Below are 26164 nucleotides of genomic sequence, written 5' to 3' on the forward strand. Positions count from 1 at the left end.
CCTCTCTTTATCTATTAATTCTTGTTGCGCTATTCATGAAATTACTGGCTGTATAAGCGAGTTGCTATTCCGCAAAGGGATAATGAATTAAAGTTGTTTTTCCGTGGAAGGACGCGTAATGTTTTAGGTTGTTTTAAATCCCTCCCTTTAACTCTTCTTCAAAAGGATTTTTATGGAAAGATTAAGCGGAAAACATTGGGTAAAAGAGTTTGTTGGCAGCAACAGGATCGGCGATCTCAATCCTGACTTTGGCAGCAATGTTCGGCATTTTATTTCTGCTCTGGAAAAAGCGGATGCGAGAGTAAGTGTTAATGCCGCTTTTCGTCCTCCGGAACGGGCTTATCTGATGCATTGGTCATGGAAAATATACAGGCGGAAAGTAGAGCCTCAAGCTGTTCCATCTCGCGCTAATGTTGATATTAAATGGGTCCATGATACCCAGGATAAGAGCCTGGCCGCAGCAGCGGAAATGGTGGCAGCATTTGGCATGACAAACCTGAACGTTGCGCCATCATTAAGAAGCCGGCATACGGAAGGGAAAGCCATTGATATGGCCATTTCCTGGTCTGGGATATTAATAATAGAAGACAATAATAAAAAAAAGCTAACTATCAGATCATTTCCGAAAGACGGCATGAATAAAGAACTTCATGAGGTGGGGAAAACATTTGGCGTCATTAAATACCGTGGTGGTATAAGCGATAAACCTCATTGGTCCTCGGATGGGCGGTAATATGAAAGCTCACTTAGCTGGTCTAGTTTTTACTTTTACTGTTTGCGGTTGTTCGTATGCCAATAAGCCTCCATCTGTACCCAAAGATGTGAAGGCATTTTTGGATAACGCCGAAGATTGCCAGCACTTCTCAGGCGAATGGGACAGTACGCTTTCAGCGGCACGCCAAAATGAGATAGAAAAGAAGGTGGAAACCGTCTGTGACCAGGCCAGAAGACAAAAGGAAAAATTAAAGAAAAGGTATTATGGAAATAAAATGATTGAAGCACAGCTGGATGACTACGATTTTTGACATCAGAAAACGTTATCGCAATGGGCGGTAATCACACCGCCCGTTGCACCATCAGGCCGATTGCAAATAGTCCATCACGATATCGTGGTGGTTGCTGGTTTTGAAATCATCAAACACTTTTTCGATTTTGCCGTCGGTACCAATCAGGAAGCTGATGCGGTGGATGCCGTCATAGGTTTTGCCCATAAAGGTTTTCTCGCCCCAGATGCCGAACTGCTCGCAAACCTGATGATTTTCATCCGACAGCAGCGTGAAGTTCAGCAGCTCCTTCTCGACAAAACGCGAGAGTTTTTCCGGTTTATCGGTGCTGATGCCCAGCACTTCCACGCCCGCTTTTTTCAGCTCGTCCATGCTGTCGCGCAGACCGCACGCCTGTACGGTGCAGCCCGGCGTCATGGCTTTCGGGTAAAAATAGACCAGAACGCGCTGTCCCTGGAAGTCGGTCAGGTTTACCTGCTCGCCATCCTGGTCGGGTAAGCTAAAGACGGGTGCGGGATCGCCGGCTTTCAGTGGATTCATCACTATTCTCCGTTTTTTCATCATGCTGTGGATACTGGACGACGCTAATAGTGCCTTGTGCACTTAACTCTGTACAGAGGCTGTTAAACGCCTGCTCAATAATGGCAGCATCCTGGCTGGCAGGACTGTGCGCGGTAATTTGAATATAGAGCAAGGGCGGCTGATTTTCTGCCGCAGGTTGCGTGCGTGAGACCAGTTCAGCAATATGCATCTGATGGGAATCAAAGAGATCGGTAAAGCGTTCGATAATATGCGCGGAGTCGGTGACTTCAATCTGCACCCAGACGGTAGCCGGCATGGGCGGCCTTTCGCGAAAGGTGGTGCGCTTCATCACGATCAGCAGCTCCAGCTCGGCGCCTTTCAGCGGCAGCGTCGATTCAATCAGCGCGATAGCGTTCCAGCTTCCTGAAAGCAGCATAATAAAAGTGAACTCATCCCCCAATATGGCCAGGCGGCTGTCTTCGATATTGCAATCGCAGCTGCTGACGTGGCGGGTAATGGTATTAACAATCCCCGGTCGGTCGACGCCCACGGCGGTAATAACCAGGTGATGTTGCTCTGACTGCGGCAAAATAATGCTTCCTGTACGTCTCAGTGATTAGCAATTGTGATAACTCTTAGGTAAACATAAAAAATACCCTGTGCCAAGGGGCCTGGCAGGCTTGCCCGCTTGCTTTTCGTGGGCCGTCAAACGTACCATGAAGCACTTGTTTGTGGAGGGGATGGCTAATGTTTACGGGAAGTATTGTTGCGCTCGTTACGCCGATGGACGACAAAGGGTCCGTCTGTCGCGCAAGTCTGAAAAAACTGATTGATTATCATGTTGCCAGCGGAACAGCGGCAATTGTCTCCGTAGGAACAACGGGCGAATCGGCAACATTAAGCCACGACGAGCATGGTGACGTGGTCATGCTGACGCTGGAGCTGGCCGACGGACGCATTCCCATCATTGCCGGTACCGGCGCTAACGCCACGGCGGAAGGTATCGCGCTGACGCATCGTTTTGAAAACAGCGGCGTGGTTGGCTGCCTTACCGTCACCCCATATTACAATCGTCCAACCCAGGAAGGGCTGTACCAGCATTTTAAAGCCATCGCCGAAAGCACCGATCTTCCGCAAATGCTCTACAATGTGCCGTCGCGTACCGGTTGCGATATGCTGCCGGAAACCGTAGGCCGTCTGGCGAAGATCAAAAATATTATCGGAATCAAAGAGGCGACCGGGAACTTATCGCGGGTTAGCCAGATCCAAGAGCTGGTCGATGACGATTTCGTGCTGGTCAGCGGCGACGATCTTTCCGCCCTCGACTTTATGCAGCTGGGCGGCAGGGGCGTTATCTCCGTAACGGCCAACATCGCCGCGCGCGAAATGGCGGAGCTCTGTGCGCTTGCGCAGCAGGGCAACTTCCGGGAAGCGCGCCGCCTTAACCAGCGTCTGATGCCTCTGCATCAGAAGCTATTTATTGAGCCTAATCCTGTCCCGGTAAAATGGGCGGCTAAAAAATTAGGATTAATTGCAACCGATACGCTGCGTCTACCAATGACGCCGATGACTGATGCCGGTCGTCCGGTTGTTGAGCAGGCACTGAAAGACGCAGGCCTGCTGTAAATTTAGGGAGAAGTAATGGCTTACTCAGTACAAAAGTCGGCAATCGCAAAAGTGGTTGGCCTGTCGCTGGTAATGTTGCTGGCGGCATGTTCGAGCGATCAGCGCTACAAGCGCCAGGTCAGCGGCGACGAATCTTACCTCAAAGCTGCGGATATCAACGAGCTGCAAGCGCCAGCAGGGATGATCCTGCCGCTGCAAAACGGTGATTTTGATATTCCTTCCGCCAGCGCGAAAGGCGCCGTCGGCAAGCAGCTGGATATCCGTCCACCGGCCCAGCCGCTGGCGCTGATCAACGGCGCCCGCACTCAGTTTGCCGGCAACTCCGGCGTGCTGCTGGTCGATAACGCCAGCGGCGCGCTGTGGCCGCAGGTTGTGACGGTAGTGCAGACGCGCAACTATCCGATTGCCAGCCGCACCGACGGCAGCCAGACGCTGACCACCGACTGGGTGCAGTGGAACCGCGCTGATGAAGATCATCAGTATCGCGGCCGCTACCAGATAGCCGTGCAGCAGCAGGGCTATCAGCAGGCGCTGAGCGTGAAGCTGCTGGAACTGGAGCAGGAAGGTAAAGCCGTTACTTCACCCGTCCAGCTGCAGCGCTACACCGCGCAGATGCTGAATGAGCTGAGCGCTGGTCTGGATAAAATCGCTACCTCTCGCGACGACGCGGCGGTCAAAGGCAGCACTGCGCAAATCAACGTGCAGAGCGGCGCGGACGATACCGGCCTGCCTACGCTGGTGGTGCGTGCGCCGTTTAACCTGGTCTGGGAACGTCTGCCGACCGCACTGGAGCGCGTGGGCATGAAGATTACCGACCGCAATCGTCCGCAGGGCAGCCTGAACGTGACCTACAGCGCGCCGTCCAGCGAGACCTGGGACAGCATTGGCGCGAAAGACCCTGAGCTGAACGACGGCAACTATAAGCTTCAGGTCGGCGATCTGGATAACCGCAGCAGCCTGCAGTTCCTGGATCCAAAAGGCCATGCGCTGACCCAGTCGCAAAACGATGCGCTGGTCGCCGTATTCCAGGCGGCATTTAACAAATAATTGAAAGGCCGACGCGCGTCGGCCTTTTTTATTTGCTGCCGCGTAATCGATTGCTTCGGTTTTTTCGCGTCCGATCATACAATGGACGCAACAGTTCATACCCGACCGGTTTCGGCCTGTTCGCAGGCGCAAAGCACCGGGCATTTCACGTTTGGAGTAAAGAGATGAAAAAGCAAGCTGAGTTGTATCGCGGCAAAGCGAAAACCGTTTACAGCACCGAAAATCCGGATCTGCTGATACTCGAATTCCGCAACGATACATCAGCCCTGGACGGTGAGCGCATCGAACAGTTTGACCGCAAAGGAATGATTAACAATAAATTTAATCACTTTATTATGAGCAAACTGGCGGCCGCAGGCATCCCCACCCAGATGGAGGCGCTGCTGTCTGATAATGAAGCGCTGGTCAAAAAGCTGGAAATGGTGCCGGTGGAATGCGTGGTGCGCAACCGCGCGGCAGGGTCGCTGGTGAAGCGCCTGGGCGTGGAAGAGGGCACTGTCCTTAACCCGCCGCTGTTCGATCTGTTTTTAAAAGACGACGCGCGTCACGATCCCATGATCAACGAATCCTACTGCGAAACCTTTGGCTGGGTGAGCAAAGAGAATCTGGCGCGTATGCGCGAGCTGACCTACAAAGCGAACGACGTGCTGAGCCAGCTTTTCTCCGATGCCGGTCTGATCCTGGTGGACTTCAAGCTTGAGTTCGGCCTGTTCCACGGCGAAGTCACGCTGGGCGATGAGTTTTCCCCGGACGGCGCGCGCCTGTGGGACAAAGAGACGCTGAATAAAATGGATAAAGATCGCTATCGCCAGAGTCTGGGCGGTCTGATTGAAGCCTATGAAGAAGTGGCGAATCGTCTGGGCGTGAAGCTGGACTGATTTTTCCCGGCCGTGGGTGTCGCCACGGCCGCTTTTTTCTTACCTGCTGCGTTAACCTCCCTTTATTCTGAAATACCTTTCCGTTCCGGCCCTGCAGCCGCCGCAAGGCTGGTGTTAGCGGCTATGCGCGACTAAAATCACTCCAACAGTTCATAATCCGAGGTAGTGTATGCGTTGGCAAGGGCGCCGTGAGAGCGATAACGTGGAAGATCGCCGTAATGAATCCGGTGGTAACTCAATGGGCGCGGGACGGATGCGTATTCCGCGCGGCAAAGGCGGCATCGTTCTGCTGATCGTGGTGATGATTGCGGGCTACTACGGCTACGATTTAACGCCTTTGTTGACCGGCGAGTCGACCTCGCTCTCTTCACAGCAGCAGCGAAGCACGCCGCAGCAGGACGAGGCGGCGAAATTCACCTCGGTGATGCTGGCCACCACGGAAGACACCTGGCAAAAAATCTTCGAGAAAATGGGCAAAACCTATACGCCACCTAAGCTGGTGATGTATCGCGGTGCAACCCGTACCGGCTGCGGCACGGGACAGTCCGTGATGGGGCCGTTCTACTGCCCGACCGACAGCACCGTCTACATCGATCTGTCATTCTATGATGAAATGAAAAACAAGCTTGGCGCCGATGGCGACTTTGCGCAGGGCTACGTGGTTGCGCACGAGGTCGGACACCACGTGCAGCATCTTCTGGGTATTGAACCTAAGGTGCGTCAGCTGCAGCAGCAGGGCGGCCAAAAGCAGGCGAACCAGCTTTCCGTGAAGCTGGAGCTACAGGCCGACTGCTTTGCCGGCGTCTGGGGCCACTATATGCAGCAGGAAAACGTGCTGGAGCCGGGCGATTTGCAGGAGGCGCTGAACGCCGCCGAGGCGATCGGGGACGATCGTCTGCAACAGAAAAGCCAGGGACGCGTGGTGCCGGACAGTTTCACCCACGGCACCTCGGAGCAGCGCTACAGCTGGTTTAAAAAAGGGTTCGACAGCGGCAATCCCGGCCAGTGTGACACTTTCAGTGGCTGATCTGCGCGACGTCATTACGCAAACGGAGCAGCTACAGCGGCAGGGAATGCGCAGGCTGATGGTTATCAGCGGCGAGGCGGAGTGGTGCCAGCAGCAGGCGCAGCAGTGGCTATCGCTGCTGCCCGGCGACTGGCTGTGGCTTGGCGATGCGCCGCAGAGTCCACTGCACTGCGCGCCCGAAGCGGTGCGGACGCTGCTGGGGCAGGAGTTTCTGCACGCCGTGTTTGACGCGCGTCACGGCTTCAACGCCGAGGCGCTGGCGGTGCTGGCGGGCACGCTGAAAGCGGGAAGCTGGCTGCTGATGCTGGTGCCGGAATGGGCCAGCTGGATAACGCAACCCGATAAAGATTCGCTGCGCTGGGGCGATACCGACACGCCGATAGCCACGCCCAATTTTGTCTCCCGCCTGCAAAAGCTGCTACTGGCCGATCCGCAGGCCGCGCGGTTTTGCCAGCATCAGGCACCCGTGCTGCCTGCGCCGCAGGTCGCGCCAGACTGGCAGCCCGATGACGACGGTCAGCAGCAGGCTCTGTTGGCGCAATTGCTGACGGCGAAACCGGGTATCTACGTGGTCACCGCGCCGCGAGGACGAGGCAAATCCGCGCTTGCCGGGCTGCTTGCCGCCCGCTGGCCTGGCCGTGTACTTATCTCCGCCCCCGCGAAAGCCGCCACGGAGGTGCTGTCGACCTACGCGGGCGACGCATTTGATTTTATCGCGCCGGACAGGCTGCTGGCACTCGGCCCGCAGGCGCGTCCACGGGATGTTGACTGGCTGCTGATTGACGAAGCGGCGGCCATCCCCGCGCCGATGCTTGAGCAGCTGGTCAGGCTTTTTCCGCGCACGCTGTTAACCACCACCCTGCAGGGTTATGAAGGAACGGGGCGCGGTTTTATGCTGAAGTTCTGCGACAGCCTGCCCAACGCGAAGCTGTGCCGTCTCGACCAGCCTTTACGCTGGTCGGTGCACGATCCGCTTGAGCAGTTTATCGATCGCGCCTTGCTGTTCAGCGAAGCGGAGCCTGAAATTGTCAGCGCGCCGGTGCGCTTTTGTTTTCCGCAGCAGGCGGAATGGCAGAAAAAACCGGCGGTGCTGAAGGGGATTTATCAGCTGCTTGCCAGCGCGCACTACCGCACTTCGCCGATCGATCTTCGGCGCATGATGGACGCGCCGGGAATGCGCTTCAGCGCCGCGCTCCAGGCGGATAAAGTTCAGGGCGCGCTCTGGCTGGTAGAGGAAGGCGGATTAACGGCGGAGCTGGCGCAGGCCGTGTGGGCGGGACTGCGTCGTCCGGCAGGTAACCTGGTGGCGCAGTCGCTGGCGGCCCACGGCGGCTGGCCGGAAGCGGCGCAGATGCGCTCACGCCGTATCAGCCGCATCGCCATAATGCCCGCGCTACGGCGGCAGGGCGTCGGCAGGGAGATGGTGCGGCACAGCGTCAGTCAGGCGGAAGGGCTGGACTTTTTCTCGGTCAGTTTTGGCTATACGCCCTCGCTATGGCGTTTCTGGCAGGCCTGCGGGTTTCGGCTGGTGCGGGTGGGCACGCGAACGGAAGCGAGCAGCGGCTGCCATACCGCAATGGCGATACAGCCGCTGAGCGAGCGGGGAAGGGCGCTGGCCGACAGGGCGGAGCGTCGCCTGGCGCGCGACTGGCGCTGGCTGCGGCCTTTTCTTCATGACGTCGCGTTGACGTACCCGGACGTTGAGGTCACGAGCCTGGATGAGGACGACTGGCGCGAGCTGGCGGGCTTTGCGTGGGCGCAGCGCTCGTTCGAGGCCGCTATCGGCGCGCTGGGCCGACTGCTGCAAAACGCCCCGCAGCCGCTGCCGTTATTACAGGGCGCGCTGACGGAAGGGCTGGCTCAGGCAGAGCTGGTGAAACTGTCGGGCCTGTCGGGGCGTAAGGCGTTGCTGAACGGCTGGCGGCAGGAGGCGGAACGGACGCTGACAGCGCTGGATAATGAGCGGGCAGAAGCATGGCGGCTAAAGATAATGAAGACAGGGCAGTCGGACGCAAATTAAAACAGGGGCCATCGCCCCTGTCGTTTATTTTTTCTTCGGCCAGTCGTCTTCATCGTCCCATTTATCGTTAAAATCACGATGCGGCGGCAGATCCGGGCGGTTATCCATATATTTTTTATGGTCAATACGCTTCAGGTCTTTATACACATTCATCAGAATGCCCACCATCAGCACAATCCCTATCAACCACCAGTACTCTTTCAGCCATTCCATATTTAATCCTTACGCTATCAATTGTTCCATAATGCGCTGATACATCCGACTCAGCAGCTGGAGGTCGGCGGCCTTAACGCACTCATTTATTTTGTGAATGGTGGCGTTGACCGGCCCTAACTCCACAACCTGCGCGCCCATACGGGCAATGAAGCGACCGTCGGACGTGCCGCCGGTCGTCAGCAGCTGCGGCTTGATCTCATTATAGTGCTCAACGGCGTTTACCACCGCCTCGACCAGCTTGCCGGTGGAGGTTAAAAAAGGCTGGCCGGAAATCACCCAGTCGAGCGTATAGCGCAGCTGATGTCGATCCAACAGCTCCTGTACGCGCTGTTTAATCAGCGAGTCGGTCAGCTCGGTGCTGAAACGAAAATTAAACTGCACGAAAAACTCGCCGGGGATCACGTTGTTGCTACCGGTTCCCGCCTGGACATTGGCAATCTGCATGCTGGTTGGCGGGAAAAACTCGTTGCCCCGATCCCACTCTGTCGCCGTCAGCTCGTTCAGCGCAGGCAGCGCGCGATGTACCGGATTATCAGCGAGGTGCGGATAAGCGACGTGGCCCTGTACGCCATGAATGGTCAGGTTGGCGGTCATCGAGCCGCGACGGCCGTTTTTCACCACGTCGCCCACGATTTCCGTGCTGGAAGGCTCGCCGACCAGGCAGTAGTCCAGGCGCTCGTTGCGCGCCATCAGCGTCTCGACAACTTTGACCGTGCCGTTTACGGCGCTGGCTTCTTCATCTGAGGTAATCAGAAAGGCCAGGCGGCCCTTGTGGTGCGGATGGGCGGCAACAAAACGCTCGGCGGCGACAACCATGGCGGCCAGCGAGCCTTTCATGTCCGCCGCGCCGCGTCCAAACAGCATGCCGTCGCGGATGGCGGGTTCAAACGGCGGGTTAATCCAGCGGTTGGCGTCACCTGCGGGCACCACGTCGGTATGCCCGGCAAACGCCAGCGTTTCGCCTTCGCCGCGCCATGCCCAGAAATTTTGCGTATCGCCAATATTCATCAATTCAACGGTAAAGCCCAGCGCCTTAAGGCGCTCGATCATCACAGCCTGGCAACCGGCATCATCCGGGCTGAGGGAAGGGCGACGAATAAGCTGCTGCGTCAGCTCAATGACCGGACAATACATAATCAGGACTTCTCCACGATAAAAGATGAGTAAGCGGTTTCGTTAAAACCCAGCAGCATAGAGCCGTCGGCCCGGCAGAGCAATGGGCGTTTAATCATCGCCGGCTGTGCCAGCATAAGCTGCTGCGCGGCAGCCGCGTTGTCTACCGCGCTGCGCGTCGCTTCATCCAGCTTGCGCCAGGTGGTTCCACGCGTGTTCAGCAGCGCCTCCCAGCCCAGCGTATCGCTGAAGCGCCGGAGCAAATCCGCCTCCAGTCCGTCTGCGCGATAGTCGTGAAACTGGTAAGCTACACCGTTAGCGTCCAGGTACTTTCGTGCCTTTTTGATGGTGTCGCAGTTTTTAATGCCGTACATCGTCAGCATGGCGGGTTCCCTTCTATTTTCTGTGGGCTTCATCTATATTCGATACTGCTCAGGCGCTGAGTTTACAATGGATACGCCTGCGAGGCACGGAAGACGGCATAAACCCAGGAACAGAGGAGAGGGAGGGATAATATGAACTATATGGAAGCGTCTTCCGCCCATACGGTTGAAGAGACGAAATCGACAATTGTGATCGCCAGAAAAAAAGAGACCCGCTGCGATGAGTTTAATCACATCGTTGAAGCGGTACTGGCCGAGCATCCCGATGCCAAAACCCATATAGACAGCGAGAGCGGCGGCTACGACAAAATTATTGTGTTGAAGTAGTAAAGGCGCGAGGGGGCTTCAGGCCCCCTCAAAAATTTCCCGTGTTTTATGCTTCGTATCCTGTGCTTCATGCCTCCTGCCTTCTACTGCTTACTGCTTACTGCTTACCGCGCGCTTCATACCTTGTACTTCGTGCCTGATGCCTCATACCGCGGGCTTCGTATCTGAAGCCCGCTTTTTGTCTTGCCAAATGCTTTTTTCTGTCACGTCAGCCTAATCAAGCGGTTAGCCGATTCTGCGCTCCCTGATGATAAGCAGGCTATTAATTCTCTTAAAAATCAACCGATAAGAAATGTGCGCGGCCGCACATTTTAAGATAATTCTTAATTTTACACCCCTGTCCATGGCCGAAAGTTGTTCACTTTGCCTTAGGAATAATCCTATAATGACCACAACACAACGAGAGAGGTGATGTATGATTGATTTAGAACTGGGGAACTGGAAAGACTTTATCGAAACGATGTTGACTCGTAAGTAACACATTCATAAAGAAAAGCCCGGCAGTGTGCCAGCAAGCTTTACCTACAGTAACCGAATTTAAAAAAGGCAGCCTTCCGGCTGCCTTTGCTCTTTTATGCGACCGGCCTCTCCTTTAACGGAAAGCGTCGGCGTACCAGCACAAAGAAAATCGGCACGAAAAACAGCGCCAGCACGGTGGCGGCAATCATCCCGCCCATCACGCCCGTGCCTACCGCATGCTGGCTGCTGGAGCCTGCGCCGCTGCCGACGGTCATCGGCAGCACGCCAAAAATAAAGGCCAGCGACGTCATCAGAATAGGGCGCAGGCGTTGACGCGAGGCTTCCAGCGTCGCCTCCAGCAAATCGCGTCCTTTACTGTTCATCTCGTTAGCAAACTCCACGATAAGAATGGCGTTTTTCGCCGACAGCCCGATCACCGTCAGCAGCCCTACCTGGAAATAGACGTCGTTTTCCAGCCCGCGCAGCCAGGTCGCCGCCAGCGCGCCTGCTACGCCCAGCGGTACGACCAGCATTACGGAGAAAGGCACCGACCAGCTTTCATAAAGCGCCGCCAGACAAAGAAAAACCACCAGCAGAGAAATGGCATAGAGCGCGGGCGCCTGAGAGCCGCTCATCCGCTCCTGAAACGACGCGCCGGTCCACTGCACGCCAAAACCGGTCGGCAGCTTGCTGACCAGTTGCTCCATGCTGTCCATAGCGGTGCCGGTGCTGACGCCCTGAGCGGGTTCGCCAACGATTTCTACCGACGAGTAGCCGTTATAGCGTTCCAGACGCGGCGAGCCGGTTTCCCAGCGGGTGCTGGCGAAAGCGGAAAAGGGCACCATGCCGCCGCTGCTGTTGCGTACGTACCATTTATTGATATCGTCCGGCAACATGCGGAAAGGTGCGGCCGCCTGAACGTAGACTTTTTTTACGCGCCCGCGATCGAGAAAGTCATTAACATAGGTCGATCCCCAGCCGGTGGTGAGCGTATCGTTGATATCATCCACGGACACGCCCAGCGCCTGCGCCTTGTGCCAATCGATATCGATCCGCAGCTGCGGCGTATCGTCCAGCCCGTTATGACGCACGCGAGCCAGTGACGGATTGCTCTCCGCCATCGTCAGCAGCCGATCGCGAGCCTGCATCAGCGCGTCGTGACCCAGACCGGCATGATCCTGTAATTCCATATCAAAACCGGCCGAGTTGCCCATGCCCGTGATGGCGGGCGGGCTGCTGGCAATAACCCGGCCCTCGCGAACGTTTTTAAAGGCCGCGGTCGCGCGTTCAATAATGGCAAACGAGCTGTTGTCCTCGCCCGGCCGATCCCGCCAGTCTTTCAGCCGCACAAACATGCGCGCCACGTTCTGCCCGTTGCCGCCTGGCCCGGCGCCGATGGTTGAAAACACCGACAGCACGTTATCCTTTTCCTGAGTCAGATAATATTGCTCAACTTTATTCACCACTTTATTCGTCTGTTGCAGCGTGGATCCTGGCGGTAGCTGCACCTGAGTGGTAAAGACGCCGCGATCTTCCAGCGGCAGAAAAGAGGTCGGCAGATGCAGGAAAAGCAGCGCCATACCGGCGATAAGCAGCACATAGAGCAGCAGCCAGCGTCCCGCTTTCGCCACGATGCGCCCTACGCCGCGCTTATAGCGATCTGCGTTACGGTTAAAGGTGCGGTTAAACCAGCCGAAGGATCCTCGTGGTTCATGATGTGCGCCCGGCGTAAGCGGTTTTAACAGCGTGGCGCAAAGAGCGGGCGTCAGCACCATCGCCACCAGCACGGAAAGCACCATCGCGGAAACGATAGTGATGGAAAACTGCCGGTAAATCGCGCCGGTGGTGCCGCCAAAAAAGGCCATCGGCACGAAAACGGCGGAGAGCACCAGCGCTATCCCCACCAGCGCGCCCTGAATTTGCCCCATCGACTTACGTGTGGCCTCGCGCGGCGACAGGTCTTCCTCACTCATGATTCGCTCGACGTTTTCCACCACCACAATCGCGTCGTCCACCAGCAGGCCGATCGCCAACACCATTGCAAACATCGTTAGCGTGTTGATACTGAACCCGCAGGCGGAGAGAATGGCGAAGGTGCCAAGCAGCACCACAGGCACGGCGATAGTGGGAATCAGCGTGGCGCGAAAATTCTGCAAAAACAGGTACATCACTACGAACACCAGGACGATGGCCTCCAGCAGCGTTTTCACCACGTCCTCGATAGAGGCGACCACGAAAGGCGTGGTTTCATAAGCGATCTCCGCCTTAAGGCCGGGCGGGAAATAGTGGGAAAGTTCTGCGATCCGCGCTCTGACCAGCCTGTCCGTTTGCAGCTCGTTCGCGCCCGAAGCCAGCTTCACGCCCAGACCCGAAGCGGCCTGGCCATTGTACTGGCTCAGATAGTCATATTTTTCCGCGCCCAATGCCACCTGCGCCACGTCGCCCAGCCGCACCGCCGAACCATCCTGGTTTACGCGCAGCGTAATCTGACGGAACTGCTCGGGCGTGGTCAGTAACGACTGAGAGTTAATAGTAGCGTTGAGCGCCTGGCGTTCTACGGAAGGCAGGCCGCCCAGCTGGCCTACGGCGACCTGGCTGTTTTGCGATTCGATGGCGCTGACGATATCGGAGGTGGTCAGCGCATAGTCGATCAATTTGTCAGGATTGAGCCAGATCCGCATGGCGTATTGCGAGCCGTAGGCGTCTACCTGGCCCACGCCGTCGATGCGGCTCAACGGATCCTGCACGTTGCTGGCGACGTAATCCGCAATGTCCTGTTTGTCCATGCTGCCGTCGGTAGAGACGAAGGCCACCATCAGGATATTGGTGTCGCCGGTTTTGGTTACCGTCACTCCCTGAGACTGCACGGCCTGAGGCAGCTTGCGCAGCGCGGTTTGCAGCTGGTTTTGCACCTGCTGGCGCGCCTCGTCGGGATTGGTGCCCGCGACGAAAGTCAGCGTAATCGTCGCCTGGCCGGTATTGCTGCTCTGCGAAGACATGTACATCAGGTTATCGATGCCGGTCATATTCTGCTCGATTACCTGGGTAACCGTATTTTCCAGCGTCTGCGCGGAAGCGCCGGGATAGTTAGCGGTAATACGGACGTTAGGCGGCGCCAGCGCCGGATATTGCTCTACGGGCAGCGAAAAAATAGCCAGAGTACCGGTCAGACACAGCAAAATCGCTATCACCCACGCAAATATGGGGCGATCGATAAAAAAATTCGCCATCAGCGGCTCCAGGCTAGCGTCGGGAAAGGTTACGACCGGGCGACACCGTGCAGAATGCATCGCTGCCCGTAACAAAGCGTTTAAGCAGAGCGTTTCACTTTACCCGGCGTCCCTGGCGGAATCGTGGAGAAAATGAGGATAAAATGTAAATTACCATGCAAAATTCCAGCGCCGCGCGCCTTAGCTTTTGTCCGGCACAAAACGGAGGAGCACCTGCGTGCCGCCTTGCGCCTGCGGGGTGATGTCCAGCTGCGCGTTCAGACTTTTTGCTCGCTCCTGCATTATAGCCAAACCGTAGTGGCCGGGTTTGGCGTCGGCCAGGCGAAATCCCTGGCCGTTATCGCTGATCTCTATCTGTAGCAAATCGGCGGCCGACTGCGTAACGCTTACCGCAATGTCGCTGGCGCGCGCGTGGCGGATAGCGTTGAGCAGCGCTTCCCGGACAATTTGTAAAACATGTACCTGCTGTTGCGCATTCAGACGCTGCTGCCGCGCCTCGCTGATAAGCTTAATATCCGTTTCCGTTTGCCGGTTAAGCTGCGCGACGACCTGTCCCAGCGCGGTTGTGAGGTCGGCCGGCTCCACCGACAGACGAAAAGTGGTCAGCAGTTCGCGCAGCTGGCGATTGGCCTCGGCCAGCGCCACATCGATTTCGCCGACGATAGCCGCCGGCGGCGTCTCTTTGTCGACCACGCGCTTCAGCCGCGCCAGCTGAATGCGCAGGTAAACCAGCGACTGCGCCAGGGAATCGTGCAGCTCTCTGGCGATAGTGGCGCGCTCTTCCATCAGCAGCAAATGGCGGCCTTTTTCTTCGGCGTCGTCCAGCTGTAACGAGCGGCCCAGCATCGTCGCCAGCCCCTGCATCAGCGAGGGTTCGCTGGCACTCGCCTGCCAGCGCAGCACCCCCCCTTGCGTCTGCTCCAGCGGCAGGCTGTGCCAGGCGAGGCCTTTATCCTCCAGGCCTGCGGTCAGCTGCCAGCGAGGCGCCACGTCCAGAGCGATAATCGGCAGATTTTCATGCTCTTTCGCCAGCTCAAGCACCTGCGCATAGGCTTTATCGTGTCCACGCAGCATTTCGGAGCAGCGATAAAGCAGTTTCAGGCGGCGATTCGCCTGGCGCAGATCGCCGGTTCGCTCTTTAACCGCCTGTTCAAGCCACAGATACTGTTTTTCCAAATCGCCCGACATGCGGGCAAAGGCTTTCGCCAGCAAGGCAATCGCAATAAAGCCCAGCAGACAGGCAGCCGTCACCAGTTTCATTTTCAGCTCCGCCCAGCGCTGCAGGGCAAGCACAAACCCATCTATCTGCGCGACATAGTGCGGGACATGCTGCCGGAAGCGGTGACCATCGTCGCTGGTCAGTTCGGGCTGTAGCTTTTGCCAGGCCGTCAGCATTTCGTGATAGCGCGCTTTAACATTGTTTGGCACCCAGGCATGCTGCAGCGAAAGCAGCACCGGCGCCTGAAGCGACTGCTGATAGCTGAGGATATCGCTGTCCAGCGAGGGCGAGCGTGTTGCGGCGTCCAGCGCCAGACGGTAGCTCTGCATGCGCAGCGAACCGGCCATATTGAGCGCCTCGGCATCGCGCAGGCTGGCTGAAAGCGTCAGCAGCGCCAGAAAAGAACAGCACACGGCCAGCAGCACGATAGCGAACAGCGCGCGGGCCAGGCTGCGGGTAACGGAACGTTTTAACATGCAATGCTCCCGTAAAGGCCGTTAACGCTGCGGATAGCGTCATCCGCCAGCGTCAGCCAGGTAAGGCCTGCCGCAGTATAAGCTTTTTCCCACGCGGAGCAGCGAACGAACGCCGGCGCTTTGCGAAAGATCAAAAGTGTGCGGTCGCACGCTTGAAGCCAGACGCGGCGGCGGGTAAAGTTAAAAAGGTGTCGTGAAACCGCGCTGCGCATTAATACAAAGTTACATCCTGCAGAAAAAGTAACTTTCATTGACGCTTCTTTGTATAAATGTTTGCCATGCACACATTCCTTTAACGCTTTTACCGCGTGCTTACCCTGCTTTGCAACCCATCCACCATAGTTAACGCCGTATCCCGAATCATGCTATCCGCTAATCCGGATAAGGAGCTAACTATGAATAAACTACCTGCAACGATTGCCGCTGCCATTCTGGCCGCCACCTCATTTTCAACGCTGGCCGCCACCCAGGTCAGCACGGAACAGAGTCAAAATCTGCAACAAATGGGCACGGTTTCGGTGACCGGCGTGACCGGCTCGCTGGATGATGCTACTGCGCAGCTGGCGCAAAAAGCCGAAGAGATGGGCGCCAGCCACTATCGTGTGATCCGTGCCGACACCCCCGGCGACTCCAGCCTGTGGAGCGGCAACGCCGAGATTTACCGCTAGAACCTTTCCTGTCCCATGTAGCCTTTCCCTGTTGGAGAACCGACCGTCTTGAGCGGTCGGTTTTTTTTTGCCTCCTCTGATGGAAGTCACAAAACCTCACGATTTCGCCTACAGATTTTTTGCGTCGGCTTTACAGAACGGTTAGGATGCATCGCCGTGATTTTCCCGCTTCCGTCAACACAATAACTACAGGAAGAGGGGAAAACGCCCGAACGCCTGCGGGCAACGCAATCGTTTGGTTAGCGCAACAGAAATCAGGTCGCCCGGGAATGGTAGCCGTATCACTGTGGACAGGATAATTAGGAAAGAAAATGAAAGCTGATAAAAAAGCGGTAGCAGACAAGCGCGCCGCAAGAAGACGTTGGTTAAATTCTCATGATTCCGGCTATCACAAAGCGATGGACAATCGCCACGTGCAGATGATTGCTATCGGCGGGGCTATTGGTACAGGCCTGTTCCTGGGCGCGGGCGCACGACTACAAATTGCCGGTCCGGCGCTGGCTATCGTCTACCTGGTATGCGGCATCTTCTCTTTCTTTATACTCCGCGCGTTGGGCGAGCTGGTTTTACATCGTCCCTCCAGCGGCAGCTTCGTTTCTTATGCACGCGAGTTCCTGGGCGAAAAAGCCTCATATGTCGCAGGCTGGATGTACTTTGTGAACTGGGCGATGACCGGGATCGTGGATATCACCGCCGTAGCGCTTTATATGCACTACTGGGGCGCGTTTGGCGACGTGCCACAGTGGGTATTCGCGCTGGGCGCGCTGGCTATCGTCGGCACCATGAACATGATCGGCGTCAAATGGTTTGCCGAAATGGAGTTCTGGTTTGCGCTGGTTAAGGTGCTGGCTATCGCGCTTTTCCTGATTGTGGGCGTGGTATTTCTTGGCAGCGGCAAGCCGCTGGACGGCAACGCCACCGGCTTCCACTTGATTACCGATAACGGCGGCTTCTTCCCGCACGGTTTGCTGCCTGCGCTGGTGCTGGTGCAGGGCGTCGTTTTCGCCTTCGCCTCTATTGAGCTGGTCGGCACGGCGGCGGGAGAGTGTAAAGATCCGAAGACCATGCTGCCGAAAGCGATCAACAGCGTGATCTGGCGTATCGGCCTGTTTTATGTCGGCTCGGTAGTGCTGCTGGTGCTGCTGCTGCCATGGAACGCCTATCAGGCGGGGCAAAGTCCGTTTGTGACCTTTTTCTCGAAGCTGGGCGTGCCCTATATCGGCAGCATCATGAATATCGTGGTGCTCAGCGCAGCGCTTTCCAGCCTGAACTCTGGCCTCTATTCTACCGGCCGTATTCTGCGCTCGATGTCCATGGGCGGATCGGCGCCAAAGTTCCTCTCTAAAATGAGCGGTCAACAGGTGCCTTATATGGGGATCCTGGTTACCATAGCCGTCTATATCGTGGGCGTCTGGCTGAACTATATCGTGCCTTCGCGCGTGTTCGAAATCGTGCTGAATATCGCTTCATTAGGGATTATTTCTTCCTGGGCCTTTATTGTGGTTTGCCAGATGCGTCTGCGTAAGGCGATTAAAGAAGGCCGCGCGGAAGACGTCAGCTTTAAGCTGCCGTGGGCGCCGTTTACCTCCTGGCTGACGCTGCTGTTCCTGGCCAGCGTACTGGTGCTGATGGCGTTTGACTATCCGAACGGCACCTACACTATCGCCGCCGTGCCGCTGATCGCCGTCGTGCTGGTACTGGGCTGGTTTGGCGTGCGTAAACGCGCTAACCAAATCGCGCAGACCGAGCACGATCACGTGGCGGAAGAGACAACGCGCTGAAGCTGAAACAGCAATAAAAGGCGGCCCCGGTGGCCGCCTTTTTTATGTCTGCTGATAGTTTTCCCCTGAGGCAGGCTTTATGATGGCTCACTTTCGCTAAAGGCAACGGAGCCTGTATGTCAGTTAAAGTCGAAGTGATCAAAGATAAAATCCTGTCGGAAAATTGGTTCCTGCTGCGCAACTTCACCTATGACCTTACGACGAAAAATGGAGAAACCCTGCGTCATAAACGCGAAGTTTACGATCGCGGCGACGGCGCCACTATCCTGCTTTACAACCGTGAAAAAAACAGCGTGGTACTGACCCGTCAGTTTCGTATCGCCACCTGGCTGAACGGCAATGACAGCGGCCTGCTAATCGAAACCTGCGCCGGCTTGCTGGACGATGACTCGCCGGAAATCTGTATACGTAAGGAAGCGGTTGAAGAAACCGGCTACGAAGTGGGAGAAGTGGTCAAGCTTTACGATCTTTATATGTCGCCAGGGGGGGTAACCGAACGGCTGCATTTTTTTGCCGCAGAGTATAACGATTCGCTGCGGGCCACGGCAGGCGGCGGCGTTGACGATGAAGATATTGACGTGATGGAGCTGAGCTTTCCCGACGCCTGGAGCAGGGTGAAAACAGGACAGATTAAAGATGCTAAAACGGTGATGCTGCTCCAGTATGCGCTGATTGAAGGCTGGTTAACGCTGGGTTAAAAATGACGGCCTTATGGTTAACAGCGGGGCTTAATAAGATAAAAATGCCCGGCTCAATAAATAAAATAACCCGTAAATATTAACCTTAGTTTTTGCGGGTTAACTTCAGTTAATAATTTATTTAATCACTTCGCAGACGATGGCATAAATTTAAGCTAAACGGGGAGGATAATAAACTTTTCGGATGCGTCTCTGAGCAGGCTATTCAGGATGGCCTCAGAACTATCTGCTTAAGCGATGAAATTTCAGGCTTAATCATCTTATTCGGACAGATGGCCGCCGTCGCACAGGCTTTGCCGCATGGCATAAAAAAGGTGATAAAGCTCACACTATTACCTCAGGTTTAATGCTGTCCAAACAAAATAACTTTATTTTCATCCGATAATAAGCGATTTTTTGACGGCCCTGCGGCGCTTTTTTCCTTGTCCGATTTATCTGATTGAGCCGCCTGCACATAAAGTTCAATATAATTAAAGCGGGTAACTCTTCTTTTAATGCGCTGCGGCTGATTTAATTGTGCCGGGCGTTAACCGCTACGCTATGCTTACTGCTTAACTGTCATTCGGGGATACGGGTATCGATGCATTATTGGATAAAGTTACCTTTGGCGCTGCTGTTTTTTGCCGCCGGACTGCATGCCGAACCCCTGCAAAAAACCTTTTCTGACTGGCAGATAACCTGTAATAACCAGAACTATTGCGTGGCCCGGAGCGTGCCGGGCGTCAACGGGCTGGTGATGACCATCAGCCGTCATGCCGGGGTTAACGATCGGCCTTTTCTGCGCATTGATTACGGCAGTCGCTATACCGGCAGGCTAAGCGGCGCACCTTTGCAGGACAATCTGCTGCTGGACGGCCAGCGGCTGAAGCCCGATTTAAAACATTGGGAGGTTCAGCCGCATCACCTTTCTACCGGCCATGCTATCTCCATCAATGAGTTTCTGTCGCTGGTGATGGACGCGGATAATCTACAGCTGCTTTATCGGCCGCGCGCCACTATTTCGCTGCATGGCCTGAAAGCGGCGCTGCTGCTGATGGATGATATCCAGGGCCGGGTCAACGGCATGAGCGCCTGGATTAAAAAGGGCGAACGTCCGGCAATGGACGTGCCGCCGCCGCCCGATTTCCCCGAAGCTCCCCGTTCGCAACCGGTGCCGCCCGCCCTGACGCGTGAAGAAACCACCGGCCTGTTGGATTACGGCACCTGGCGCGTCAATACCGATCGCTGCTCGTTGGATCCTCAGCGTCGACAGGTCAGCGTCGCGCCGCTGAACGATAAAAAAGCTCTGCTGCTGGTCAGCTGTGAAATGGGCGCCTATAACGTTATCGATCTTGCTTTCGAGGTCACGCGCAGCCAGCCTTATATGGCCAGAGGACTGACTCTGACCTTGCCTTTTACGCCGCCGCGTCATGGAGAAAAAAAGCTGGAACTCATCAATGCCGATTACGATGCCAGTCGCGGCGAGCTGCTGACGTTTGGCAAAGGAAGAGGTCTTGGCGACTGCGGCACGGCTACCCGCTGGCAGTATGACGGGCGTGAGTTTGTGCTGACGGAATATGCGGAAGAAGGAACCTGCGATGCGTGGCACGGCAGCGACGACTGGCCGACGCTCTGGACCAGTAAAAGGGATATGCCGTCTGCGCCAGAGCAGGCGGCTATGGATTGAAAAGGCTTTAGTCACCAGGCTTTCCCGACCGCCGCAAAATCAAAAATCACGCCTGTCGGCATTGCGGCGCCCCAGCCCGGTGAGGCGCCCGTTTACGCGATCAGCTGCCGCGATAGGTTGAGTAGCCGTATTGGCTAAGCAGCAGCGGCACATGATAATGCTCGGTCGTGTTGCTGATATGAAACTCTACCGGGATCTCCGGGAAGAAGCTCTCCTGCTTTTGCTCGCTAAAATAGCGTCCGGTTTTAAATACGACGCGGTAATCGCCGGTAGCCGCAGGCTGTGCAGGCCAGAACTGTTTAATGCGTCCATCCTTATCGGTGCTGGCCTTGTTAAGGAATTTCCAGCCCGCGTCCTGCTTCTGCTCCAGCGTAACTTCCACATTCGGTGCCGGTTTGCCGGTTTGTTGGTTCAGCACGTGTACGCTTAAAAGATTCTGCTCAGCGGCCATTGCGGAGGCAGAAGCGGTGAGGGCCAGCGCCAGCGCCGCCACGTTGAAATACTGTTTCATCATGACTTCTCCTGTTTGAATATTCCTCTTTATAACCCAGAACAAACACAAACAACCTGACGCGAGCATGACAAAAATGTCAGATTGGCTGAAGTTCGGGGACAAAATTTCCGCCTCGTGGCAGACTTGTGCTTATGAAACTATTGCTGATTGAAGATAACCAGAAAGCCAGCGACTGGCTTTGTCAGGGCCTGCGCGAGGCCGGATTTGTGGTGGACAGCGTCACTGACGGCCGCGACGGGCTGCACCTGGCCCTGAGCCAGAACTATGCGCTCATCGTGCTGGATATTATGCTGCCCGGCATGGACGGATGGCAGGTGTTACGCTCGTTGCGTACCGCCCGCGCCACGCCGGTGATTTGCCTGACGGCAAGAGATTCGGTTAACGATCGCGTTAAAGGGCTGGAGCTGGGCGCCAATGATTACCTGGTCAAACCTTTCTCTTTTGCCGAGCTGCTGGCCCGCATCAGAGCGCAGCTGCGCCAGAATCACCCTACACAAGCGGTGCTGAAGGTTGGCGATCTGGTAATGGATTCGGTACGGCAGACGGCCAGCCGGCAGGGCGAATCGGTCGCGCTGACCCGTAGAGAGTTCGCGCTGCTGTGGCTGCTGGTCAGCCGACGCGGAGAAATAGTGCCGAGAACGCTGATCGCCAGTGAGGTCTGGGGTATTAATTTTGACAGTGAAACGAACACGGTTGACGTAGCCATCCGCCGTTTGCGCCGCAAGATAGACGATCCCTATGAGCCGAAACTGATCGATACCGTGCGCGGGATGGGATACCGGCTGGCAGATCCGGGAGAACCAAATGCGTAAGATCTCGCTGACGGCCCGGCTCACGATCATTTTTGTTCTGATTATGGCGGCGGCCTGTGGCGGCATTACTCTGACGCTTTACGGCGCGTTACGCCACGAACTGATCTGGCGTGACGATCGCACGCTGATTAATCGGGCGCTTCAGCTGCGCCAGCTATTGCAGGATGGCGCGAAGCCGGAAATGCTGCCGCTTTATTTCAGCCGGATGGTGGACACGCAGCAGGATATCCTGCTAATCCGTCAGGCGGCGGGGCCGGACGTGACGATTAACCAGACGGGCATTGGACTGGCGGCGTTGACCGCAGAAAACCAGCCGGGCGTGCTTCGCCGACAGCGGACTAACGAAGGCGAAGATCTAACCGTTTTCAGCCTGCAAGGCGAATCGAACGGCGGCGCGGTAACGCTGACCGTAGCGCGGCTGGCGCGCGAAAGAGCCAAAATGCTGGAGCAGTATCGGCGAGAAAGCCTGCTGGTGTGCCTGGCTGCGCTGACGCTGGGGGCTATCCTGAGCCCTCTGCTAATCCGACGGGGACTAAGAGCCATAGGCGCGCTCAGCAAGATCACCGCGGCCACCCATGCCGACAGGCTTTCCGATAGCGTCCCGCTAAATACGCTGCCTCGCGAGCTGCTGCCGCTGGGTGAGGCGCTTAACGTGATGCGCAGTCGCCTGGCGCACGATTTTACCCGGCTGACCCGATTTGCCGACGATCTGGCCCACGAACTCCGCACGCCGGTCAACGTCATGCTCAGCCAGAATCAGGTTGCGCTGGGGCAGGAGCGTACGCCGGAAGCGTACCAGCAGCTGCTGGAAGGTAATATCGAAGAGCTGGAGAATCTCTCTCGCCTGACCGACAACATTCTGTTTCTCGCCAGAGCCGATCACCACAACGTGGCGCTCAGAAAAGAGGTTTTTTCGCTGCCCGACACGCTGGAAAATATCACCGATTTTCTGGAGCCGTTGGCGGAAGAAAAAGGGTTACGTTTTGCGCTGGAGGCAGAGGGTAATATTCAGGCCGATAAGATGCTGTTTCAGCGGGCGCTGGTCAATCTGATTACCAATGCCGTGCGCCACGCGCCGGAAAACACGCTTGTTCGTATAATAACCGAGGCGGCAGGCGAGGCTGTCGATATAGCCGTAAGTAACAAGGGTGAGCCTTTGGCGGAGACGGGAAAATTATTCGAGCGCTTCTGGCGCGGAGACGAGGCGCGCAACAGCGTGGGGTCGGGGCTGGGTCTGGCGCTGGTTAAAGCTATTGCGGAACTGCACGGCGGCTACGCCTGGTATCAGCATCGCGAAGGGGAAAATCTGTTTGGTATCAGGCTGGGCGGTGAAACTCCTGCCCGCCGGGGGCGGGCAGGAGAACAGGCTTAGTGAGGCTTCAGCAATTTTTCCGTGTGGCTGACGATGTTTTCCACCGTAAAGCCAAACTCATTAAACAGCTTCTCTGCCGGTGCGGATTCACCAAAGGTAGTCATACCGACAATTGCGCCGTTCAGGCCGACATACTTATACCAGTAGTCTGCGATGCCCGCTTCCACCGCCACGCGAGCGGTAACGCCGGAAGGCAGCACCGATTCGCGATAGGCCAGATCCTGCTTATCAAACAGGTCGGTTGACGGCATAGACACCACGCGAACTTTATGGCCGTTGGCGGTCAGTTTTGCTGCCGCGCCCAGCGTGATTTCCACTTCAGAACCGGTTGCAATCAGGATCGCTTCCGGCGTGCCTTCGCTATCCTTCAGGACGTAGGCGCCGCGAGAAATGTTTTCCAGCTGCTCTTTAGTACGCTCCGGCTGCGCCAGGTTCTGACGGGAAAGGATCAGCGCGGTCGGGCCGTGGTGGCGCTCAATCGCGTGTTTCCAGGCCACGGCGGTTTCTACCTGGTCGCAAGGACGCCAGACGCTCATGTTTGGCGTAACGCGCAGGCTGGCGATCTGCTCAACCGGCTGGTGCGTCGGGCCATCTTCGCCCAGGCCGATGGAGTCGTGCGTGTAGACCAGGATCTGACGCGCCTTCATCAGCGCGGCCATACGCACGGCGTTACGTGCATACTCGACGAACATCAGGAAGGTAGCGGTATAAGGCACAAAGCCGCCATGATGCGCGATGCCGTTAGCGATAGCGGTCATACCGAATTCGCGCACGCCGTAGTGAATATAGTTACCCGCCAGATCGTCTTTAATCGATTTGGAACCGGACCAGATAGTCAGGTTGCTTGGCGCCAGGTCAGCGGAACCGCCCAGGAATTCCGGCAGCAGCTTGCCGTAGGCTTCCAGCGAGTTCTGAGAAGCTTTACGGCTGGCGATTTTCGCCGGATTAGCCTGCAGCTGTTCGATGAACTTCTGCGTTTCCTGCTGCCAGTTTTCCGGCATACCGCCATCCATACGACGAGCGTACTCTTTCGCCAGTTCCGGATAAGCCGCTTTATAAGCAGCAAATTTGTCGTTCCACGCTTTTTCGTACTGCTGGCCCGCTTCTTTGGCATCCCACTGTGCGTAGATTTCCTGCGGGATTTCAAACGGCGGATAGTTCCAGCCCAGCTGTTTGCGGGTCAGTGCGATCTCTTCATCGCCCAGCGCCGCGCCGTGCGCTTCTTCTTTACCGGCTTTATTCGGTGAACCGTAGCCGATAATGGTACGGCAGATGATCAGAGAAGGCTTATCGGTGACGCTCTGCGCTTCTTTGATCGCTTTCGCTACCGCTTCGGCGTCGTGACCGTCTACTTCGCTGATCACATGCCAGTTGTAGGCTTCAAAACGCTTGGCGGTATCATCGCTGAACCAGCCTTCCACTTCGCCGTCGATCGAAATGCCGTTATGATCGTAGAAGCCGATCAGCTTGCCAAGGCCCAGCGTGCCGGCCAGCGAGCAAACTTCATGCGAGATACCTTCCATCAGGCAGCCGTCGCCCATAAACACATAGGTATGGTGATCGACGATCTCATGATCGGGACGGTTAAACTGCGCGGCCAGCGTGCGTTCGGCAATCGCCAGACCCACGGCGTTGGCCAGACCCTGACCCAGCGGGCCGGTGGTGGTTTCCACGCCCGGCGTGTAGCCGATTTCCGGATGGCCCGGCGTTTTGGAATGCAGCTGGCGGAAGTTTTTCAGTTCTTCAATCGGCAGGTCATAGCCGCTCAGGTGCAGCAGGCTGTACAGCAGCATGGAGCCGTGACCGTTGGAAAGGATAAAACGGTCGCGATCGGCCCAGGCAGGGTTAGTCGGGTTGTGATGCAAAAAGTCGCGCCACAGCACTTCTGCGATATCTGCCATACCCATTGGGGCGCCTGGGTGACCCGATTTGGCTTTTTGCACCGCATCCATACTCAACGCACGGATTGCATTAGCCAACTCTCTACGTGAAGACATATTTTTCTCCCTGATATTTTTTGGGGACGAACTGGGCAAATAAACGTCGGGCGACTTTCCCCGACGCGCGCGTCGGGGAGGCCCGTGAACGAAATTACAGCTTAGCGGCCAGCACGTCTTCCAGGTGCTGTTGGTCAACGGCAAACTGGCGGATGCCCTCGGCCAGTTTTTCTACCGCCATAGGATCCTGATTGTGCTCCCAGCGGAACTCCGATTCAGAAAGCGGAGCAGGCTGATGGAAAGCTTCAGTTGACGGCGTCAGCTTGCGCTCAACCGGCGCGTCGCTGGCCTGCAGCTCTTCCAGCAGGTTTGGTGAAATAGTCAGGCGATCGCAGCCCGCCAGCGCGATGATTTGCTCCGTTTTACGGAAGCTGGCGCCCATAATGATGGTGTTATAGCGGTGCTGCTTGTAGTACTCGTAGATTTTACGAACGGAAACCACGCCTGGATCTTCATCCACTACATAAGGGTCAAGCGGCTTGCGGCTGTTGTACCAGTCGTAGATACGGCCGACAAACGGCGAAATCAGGAACACGCCCGCTTCCGCACAGGCGCGCGCCTGGGCAAAGGAGAACAGCAGCGTCAGGTTACAGTTGATGCCGTTTTTCTCCAGCTCTTCCGCCGCGCGGATGCCTTCCCAGGTGGAAGCGAGCTTGATCAGAATACGCGAACGGTCGATACCGTTGTCTTCGTACATTCTCACCAGCTTCTCGGCTTTGGTCACGCACATGCCGCGGTCAAACGACAGGCGAGCGTCCACCTCGGTAGAAACGCGGCCAGGCACGCTTTTCAGGATTTCCATACCGAGGTTGACGTTGACTTTGTCGCTGGCGTTGATAATTTGCGTCTCTTTGCTGCCGCCCTGTTTTTTGGCGTAGTCGATAGCGTCGGTGATCAGGTGCTTGTAAGAGTCGAGGCTGGAGGCTTTCAGGATCAGAGATGGGTTGGTGGTGGCATCTTCAGGGTGATAATTACGAATAGATTCGATATCGCCACTGTCCGCCACCACGGTGGTGTATTGTTTCAGTGCGTCTAGCTGGTTCATCTCATGGCTCCTTGATGGGCAATCTGCAAAACTAATGATGACCGTGCCGGAACATCGGCTGTCG

General features: G+C 56.3%; 26 protein-coding genes. 15 read left to right on the forward strand and 11 right to left on the reverse strand.

Annotated features, from left to right (window positions below):
* Positions 1-172 precede the first annotated feature (172 nt).
* Both EGK14_RS13225 and EGK14_RS13230 read left to right on the forward strand, forming a co-directional pair.
* Entirely contained in the window at positions 173-733 is a 561-nt protein-coding gene (locus EGK14_RS13225; RefSeq protein WP_125289562.1) for a peptidoglycan-binding domain-containing protein, read from the forward strand.
* A 1-nt stretch (position 734) separates the two neighbouring features.
* Positions 735-1025 carry a hypothetical protein gene (locus tag EGK14_RS13230; protein ID WP_125289563.1) on the forward strand — a complete coding sequence of 97 codons (291 nt, stop codon included), beginning with the start codon at positions 735-737 and terminating at the stop codon, positions 1023-1025.
* Between the two features lie 51 nt (positions 1026-1076).
* Here EGK14_RS13230 and bcp read toward each other — a convergent pair whose 3' ends face one another.
* Positions 1077-1544 (reverse strand): thioredoxin-dependent thiol peroxidase, encoded by a 468-nt coding sequence (bcp, locus tag EGK14_RS13235; protein ID WP_125289564.1) that lies wholly within the window; start codon positions 1542-1544, stop codon positions 1077-1079.
* Complete coding sequence (locus tag EGK14_RS13240; RefSeq protein ID WP_125289565.1) at positions 1504-2115, reverse strand: glycine cleavage system transcriptional repressor; 612 nt, start codon at positions 2113-2115, stop codon at positions 1504-1506. Before EGK14_RS13240 ends, bcp begins: the two co-directional genes overlap by 41 nt.
* Before the next feature lie 158 nt (positions 2116-2273).
* Between EGK14_RS13240 and dapA the strand changes: the two genes are divergently transcribed.
* The 5 genes from dapA to EGK14_RS13265 all read left to right on the forward strand — a co-directional run bounded on the left by dapA (position 2274) and on the right by EGK14_RS13265 (position 8124).
* Positions 2274-3152, forward strand: a complete 879-nt coding sequence (gene dapA / locus EGK14_RS13245) for a 4-hydroxy-tetrahydrodipicolinate synthase (RefSeq protein WP_125289566.1) — start codon at positions 2274-2276, stop codon at positions 3150-3152.
* A gap of 15 nt (positions 3153-3167) precedes the next feature.
* Positions 3168-4199 (forward strand): outer membrane protein assembly factor BamC, encoded by a 1032-nt coding sequence (gene bamC, locus EGK14_RS13250; RefSeq protein WP_125289567.1) that lies wholly within the window; start codon positions 3168-3170, stop codon positions 4197-4199.
* Between the two features lie 164 nt (positions 4200-4363).
* Positions 4364-5077 (forward strand): phosphoribosylaminoimidazolesuccinocarboxamide synthase, encoded by a 714-nt coding sequence (gene purC, locus EGK14_RS13255; protein WP_125289568.1) that lies wholly within the window; start codon positions 4364-4366, stop codon positions 5075-5077.
* Positions 5078-5246: 169 nt separating this feature from the next.
* Positions 5247-6104 carry a neutral zinc metallopeptidase gene (locus EGK14_RS13260; RefSeq protein ID WP_125289569.1) on the forward strand — a complete coding sequence of 286 codons (858 nt, stop codon included), beginning with the start codon at positions 5247-5249 and terminating at the stop codon, positions 6102-6104.
* 1 nt (position 6105) lies between these two features.
* The gene (locus tag EGK14_RS13265; protein WP_370256379.1) at positions 6106-8124 is read left to right on the forward strand and encodes a tRNA(Met) cytidine acetyltransferase TmcA; all 2019 of its coding nucleotides are present in this window, start codon (positions 6106-6108) and stop codon (positions 8122-8124) included.
* A 24-nt stretch (positions 8125-8148) separates the two neighbouring features.
* Here EGK14_RS13265 and EGK14_RS13270 read toward each other — a convergent pair whose 3' ends face one another.
* Genes EGK14_RS13270 through EGK14_RS13280 form a run of 3 tightly spaced genes read right to left on the reverse strand, consistent with a single transcriptional unit; the run spans position 8149 to position 9836 of the window.
* Positions 8149-8337 (reverse strand): YpfN family protein, encoded by a 189-nt coding sequence (locus tag EGK14_RS13270; protein ID WP_125289570.1) that lies wholly within the window; start codon positions 8335-8337, stop codon positions 8149-8151.
* A gap of 9 nt (positions 8338-8346) precedes the next feature.
* On the reverse strand, positions 8347-9474 hold the full coding sequence (gene dapE / locus EGK14_RS13275) for a succinyl-diaminopimelate desuccinylase (protein WP_125289571.1): 1128 nt from the start codon (positions 9472-9474) through the stop codon (positions 8347-8349).
* A 2-nt stretch (positions 9475-9476) separates the two neighbouring features.
* Positions 9477-9836: an ArsC family reductase gene (locus EGK14_RS13280; RefSeq protein WP_125289572.1), complete on the reverse strand. Its 360-nt coding sequence runs from the start codon at positions 9834-9836 to the stop codon at positions 9477-9479.
* A gap of 132 nt (positions 9837-9968) precedes the next feature.
* Between EGK14_RS13280 and EGK14_RS13285 the strand changes: the two genes are divergently transcribed.
* Both EGK14_RS13285 and ypfM read left to right on the forward strand, forming a co-directional pair.
* On the forward strand, positions 9969-10163 hold the full coding sequence (locus EGK14_RS13285) for a hypothetical protein (RefSeq protein ID WP_125289573.1): 195 nt from the start codon (positions 9969-9971) through the stop codon (positions 10161-10163).
* Between the two features lie 415 nt (positions 10164-10578).
* Positions 10579-10641, forward strand: coding sequence for a protein YpfM (ypfM, locus tag EGK14_RS21165; protein WP_148101251.1), 63 nt, complete (start codon positions 10579-10581; stop codon positions 10639-10641).
* A gap of 94 nt (positions 10642-10735) precedes the next feature.
* Here ypfM and acrD read toward each other — a convergent pair whose 3' ends face one another.
* The 3 genes from acrD to EGK14_RS13300 form a co-directional block, all read right to left on the reverse strand.
* The gene (acrD, locus tag EGK14_RS13290; protein WP_125289574.1) at positions 10736-13852 is read right to left on the reverse strand and encodes a multidrug efflux RND transporter permease AcrD; all 3117 of its coding nucleotides are present in this window, start codon (positions 13850-13852) and stop codon (positions 10736-10738) included.
* 180 nt (positions 13853-14032) lie between these two features.
* Positions 14033-15547 carry a type IV pili methyl-accepting chemotaxis transducer N-terminal domain-containing protein gene (locus tag EGK14_RS13295; RefSeq protein ID WP_125289575.1) on the reverse strand — a complete coding sequence of 505 codons (1515 nt, stop codon included), beginning with the start codon at positions 15545-15547 and terminating at the stop codon, positions 14033-14035.
* On the reverse strand, positions 15541-15831 hold the full coding sequence (locus EGK14_RS13300) for a hypothetical protein (protein WP_125289576.1): 291 nt from the start codon (positions 15829-15831) through the stop codon (positions 15541-15543). Before EGK14_RS13300 ends, EGK14_RS13295 begins: the two co-directional genes overlap by 7 nt.
* A 111-nt stretch (positions 15832-15942) precedes the next feature.
* Between EGK14_RS13300 and EGK14_RS13305 the strand changes: the two genes are divergently transcribed.
* The 4 genes from EGK14_RS13305 (at position 15943) to EGK14_RS13320 (ending at position 20360) form a co-directional block, all read left to right on the forward strand.
* A complete protein-coding gene (locus tag EGK14_RS13305; RefSeq protein ID WP_125289577.1) occupies positions 15943-16215 on the forward strand; it encodes a YdgH/BhsA/McbA-like domain containing protein in 273 nt (90 codons plus the stop codon).
* Positions 16216-16526: 311 nt separating this feature from the next.
* The gene (ansP, locus tag EGK14_RS13310) at positions 16527-17996 is read left to right on the forward strand and encodes an L-asparagine permease (protein ID WP_125289578.1); all 1470 of its coding nucleotides are present in this window, start codon (positions 16527-16529) and stop codon (positions 17994-17996) included.
* Between the two features lie 116 nt (positions 17997-18112).
* Entirely contained in the window at positions 18113-18694 is a 582-nt protein-coding gene (nudK, locus tag EGK14_RS13315; protein ID WP_125289579.1) for a GDP-mannose pyrophosphatase NudK, read from the forward strand.
* Positions 18695-19274: 580 nt separating this feature from the next.
* The gene (locus tag EGK14_RS13320) at positions 19275-20360 is read left to right on the forward strand and encodes a DUF1176 domain-containing protein (RefSeq protein ID WP_125289580.1); all 1086 of its coding nucleotides are present in this window, start codon (positions 19275-19277) and stop codon (positions 20358-20360) included.
* 100 nt (positions 20361-20460) lie between these two features.
* Here EGK14_RS13320 and hiuH read toward each other — a convergent pair whose 3' ends face one another.
* Entirely contained in the window at positions 20461-20871 is a 411-nt protein-coding gene (gene hiuH, locus EGK14_RS13325; protein ID WP_370256381.1) for a hydroxyisourate hydrolase, read from the reverse strand.
* A gap of 134 nt (positions 20872-21005) precedes the next feature.
* On the opposite strand from hiuH, the gene hprR reads away from it, so the two are divergent.
* Together hprR and EGK14_RS13335 are read left to right on the forward strand one after the other, a co-directional pair.
* Positions 21006-21686 (forward strand): response regulator transcription factor HprR, encoded by a 681-nt coding sequence (gene hprR, locus EGK14_RS13330; RefSeq protein ID WP_125289582.1) that lies wholly within the window; start codon positions 21006-21008, stop codon positions 21684-21686.
* Entirely contained in the window at positions 21679-23058 is a 1380-nt protein-coding gene (locus EGK14_RS13335; RefSeq protein ID WP_125289583.1) for a heavy metal sensor histidine kinase, read from the forward strand. The genes hprR and EGK14_RS13335 overlap by 8 nt, the downstream gene beginning before the upstream one ends.
* Here EGK14_RS13335 and tkt read toward each other — a convergent pair.
* Positions 23055-25055 carry a transketolase gene (tkt, locus tag EGK14_RS13340; protein ID WP_125289584.1) on the reverse strand — a complete coding sequence of 667 codons (2001 nt, stop codon included), beginning with the start codon at positions 25053-25055 and terminating at the stop codon, positions 23055-23057. The two genes, EGK14_RS13335 and tkt, sit on opposite strands and share 4 nt — an antisense overlap.
* A gap of 94 nt (positions 25056-25149) precedes the next feature.
* Positions 25150-26100 carry a transaldolase gene (tal, locus tag EGK14_RS13345; RefSeq protein WP_125289585.1) on the reverse strand — a complete coding sequence of 317 codons (951 nt, stop codon included), beginning with the start codon at positions 26098-26100 and terminating at the stop codon, positions 25150-25152.
* Positions 26101-26164 lie beyond the last annotated feature (64 nt).

Origin of the sequence: Erwinia sp. 198 (assembly GCF_003937915.1) — a bacterium.
Classification (GTDB): domain Bacteria; phylum Pseudomonadota; class Gammaproteobacteria; order Enterobacterales; family Enterobacteriaceae; genus Erwinia; species Erwinia aeris.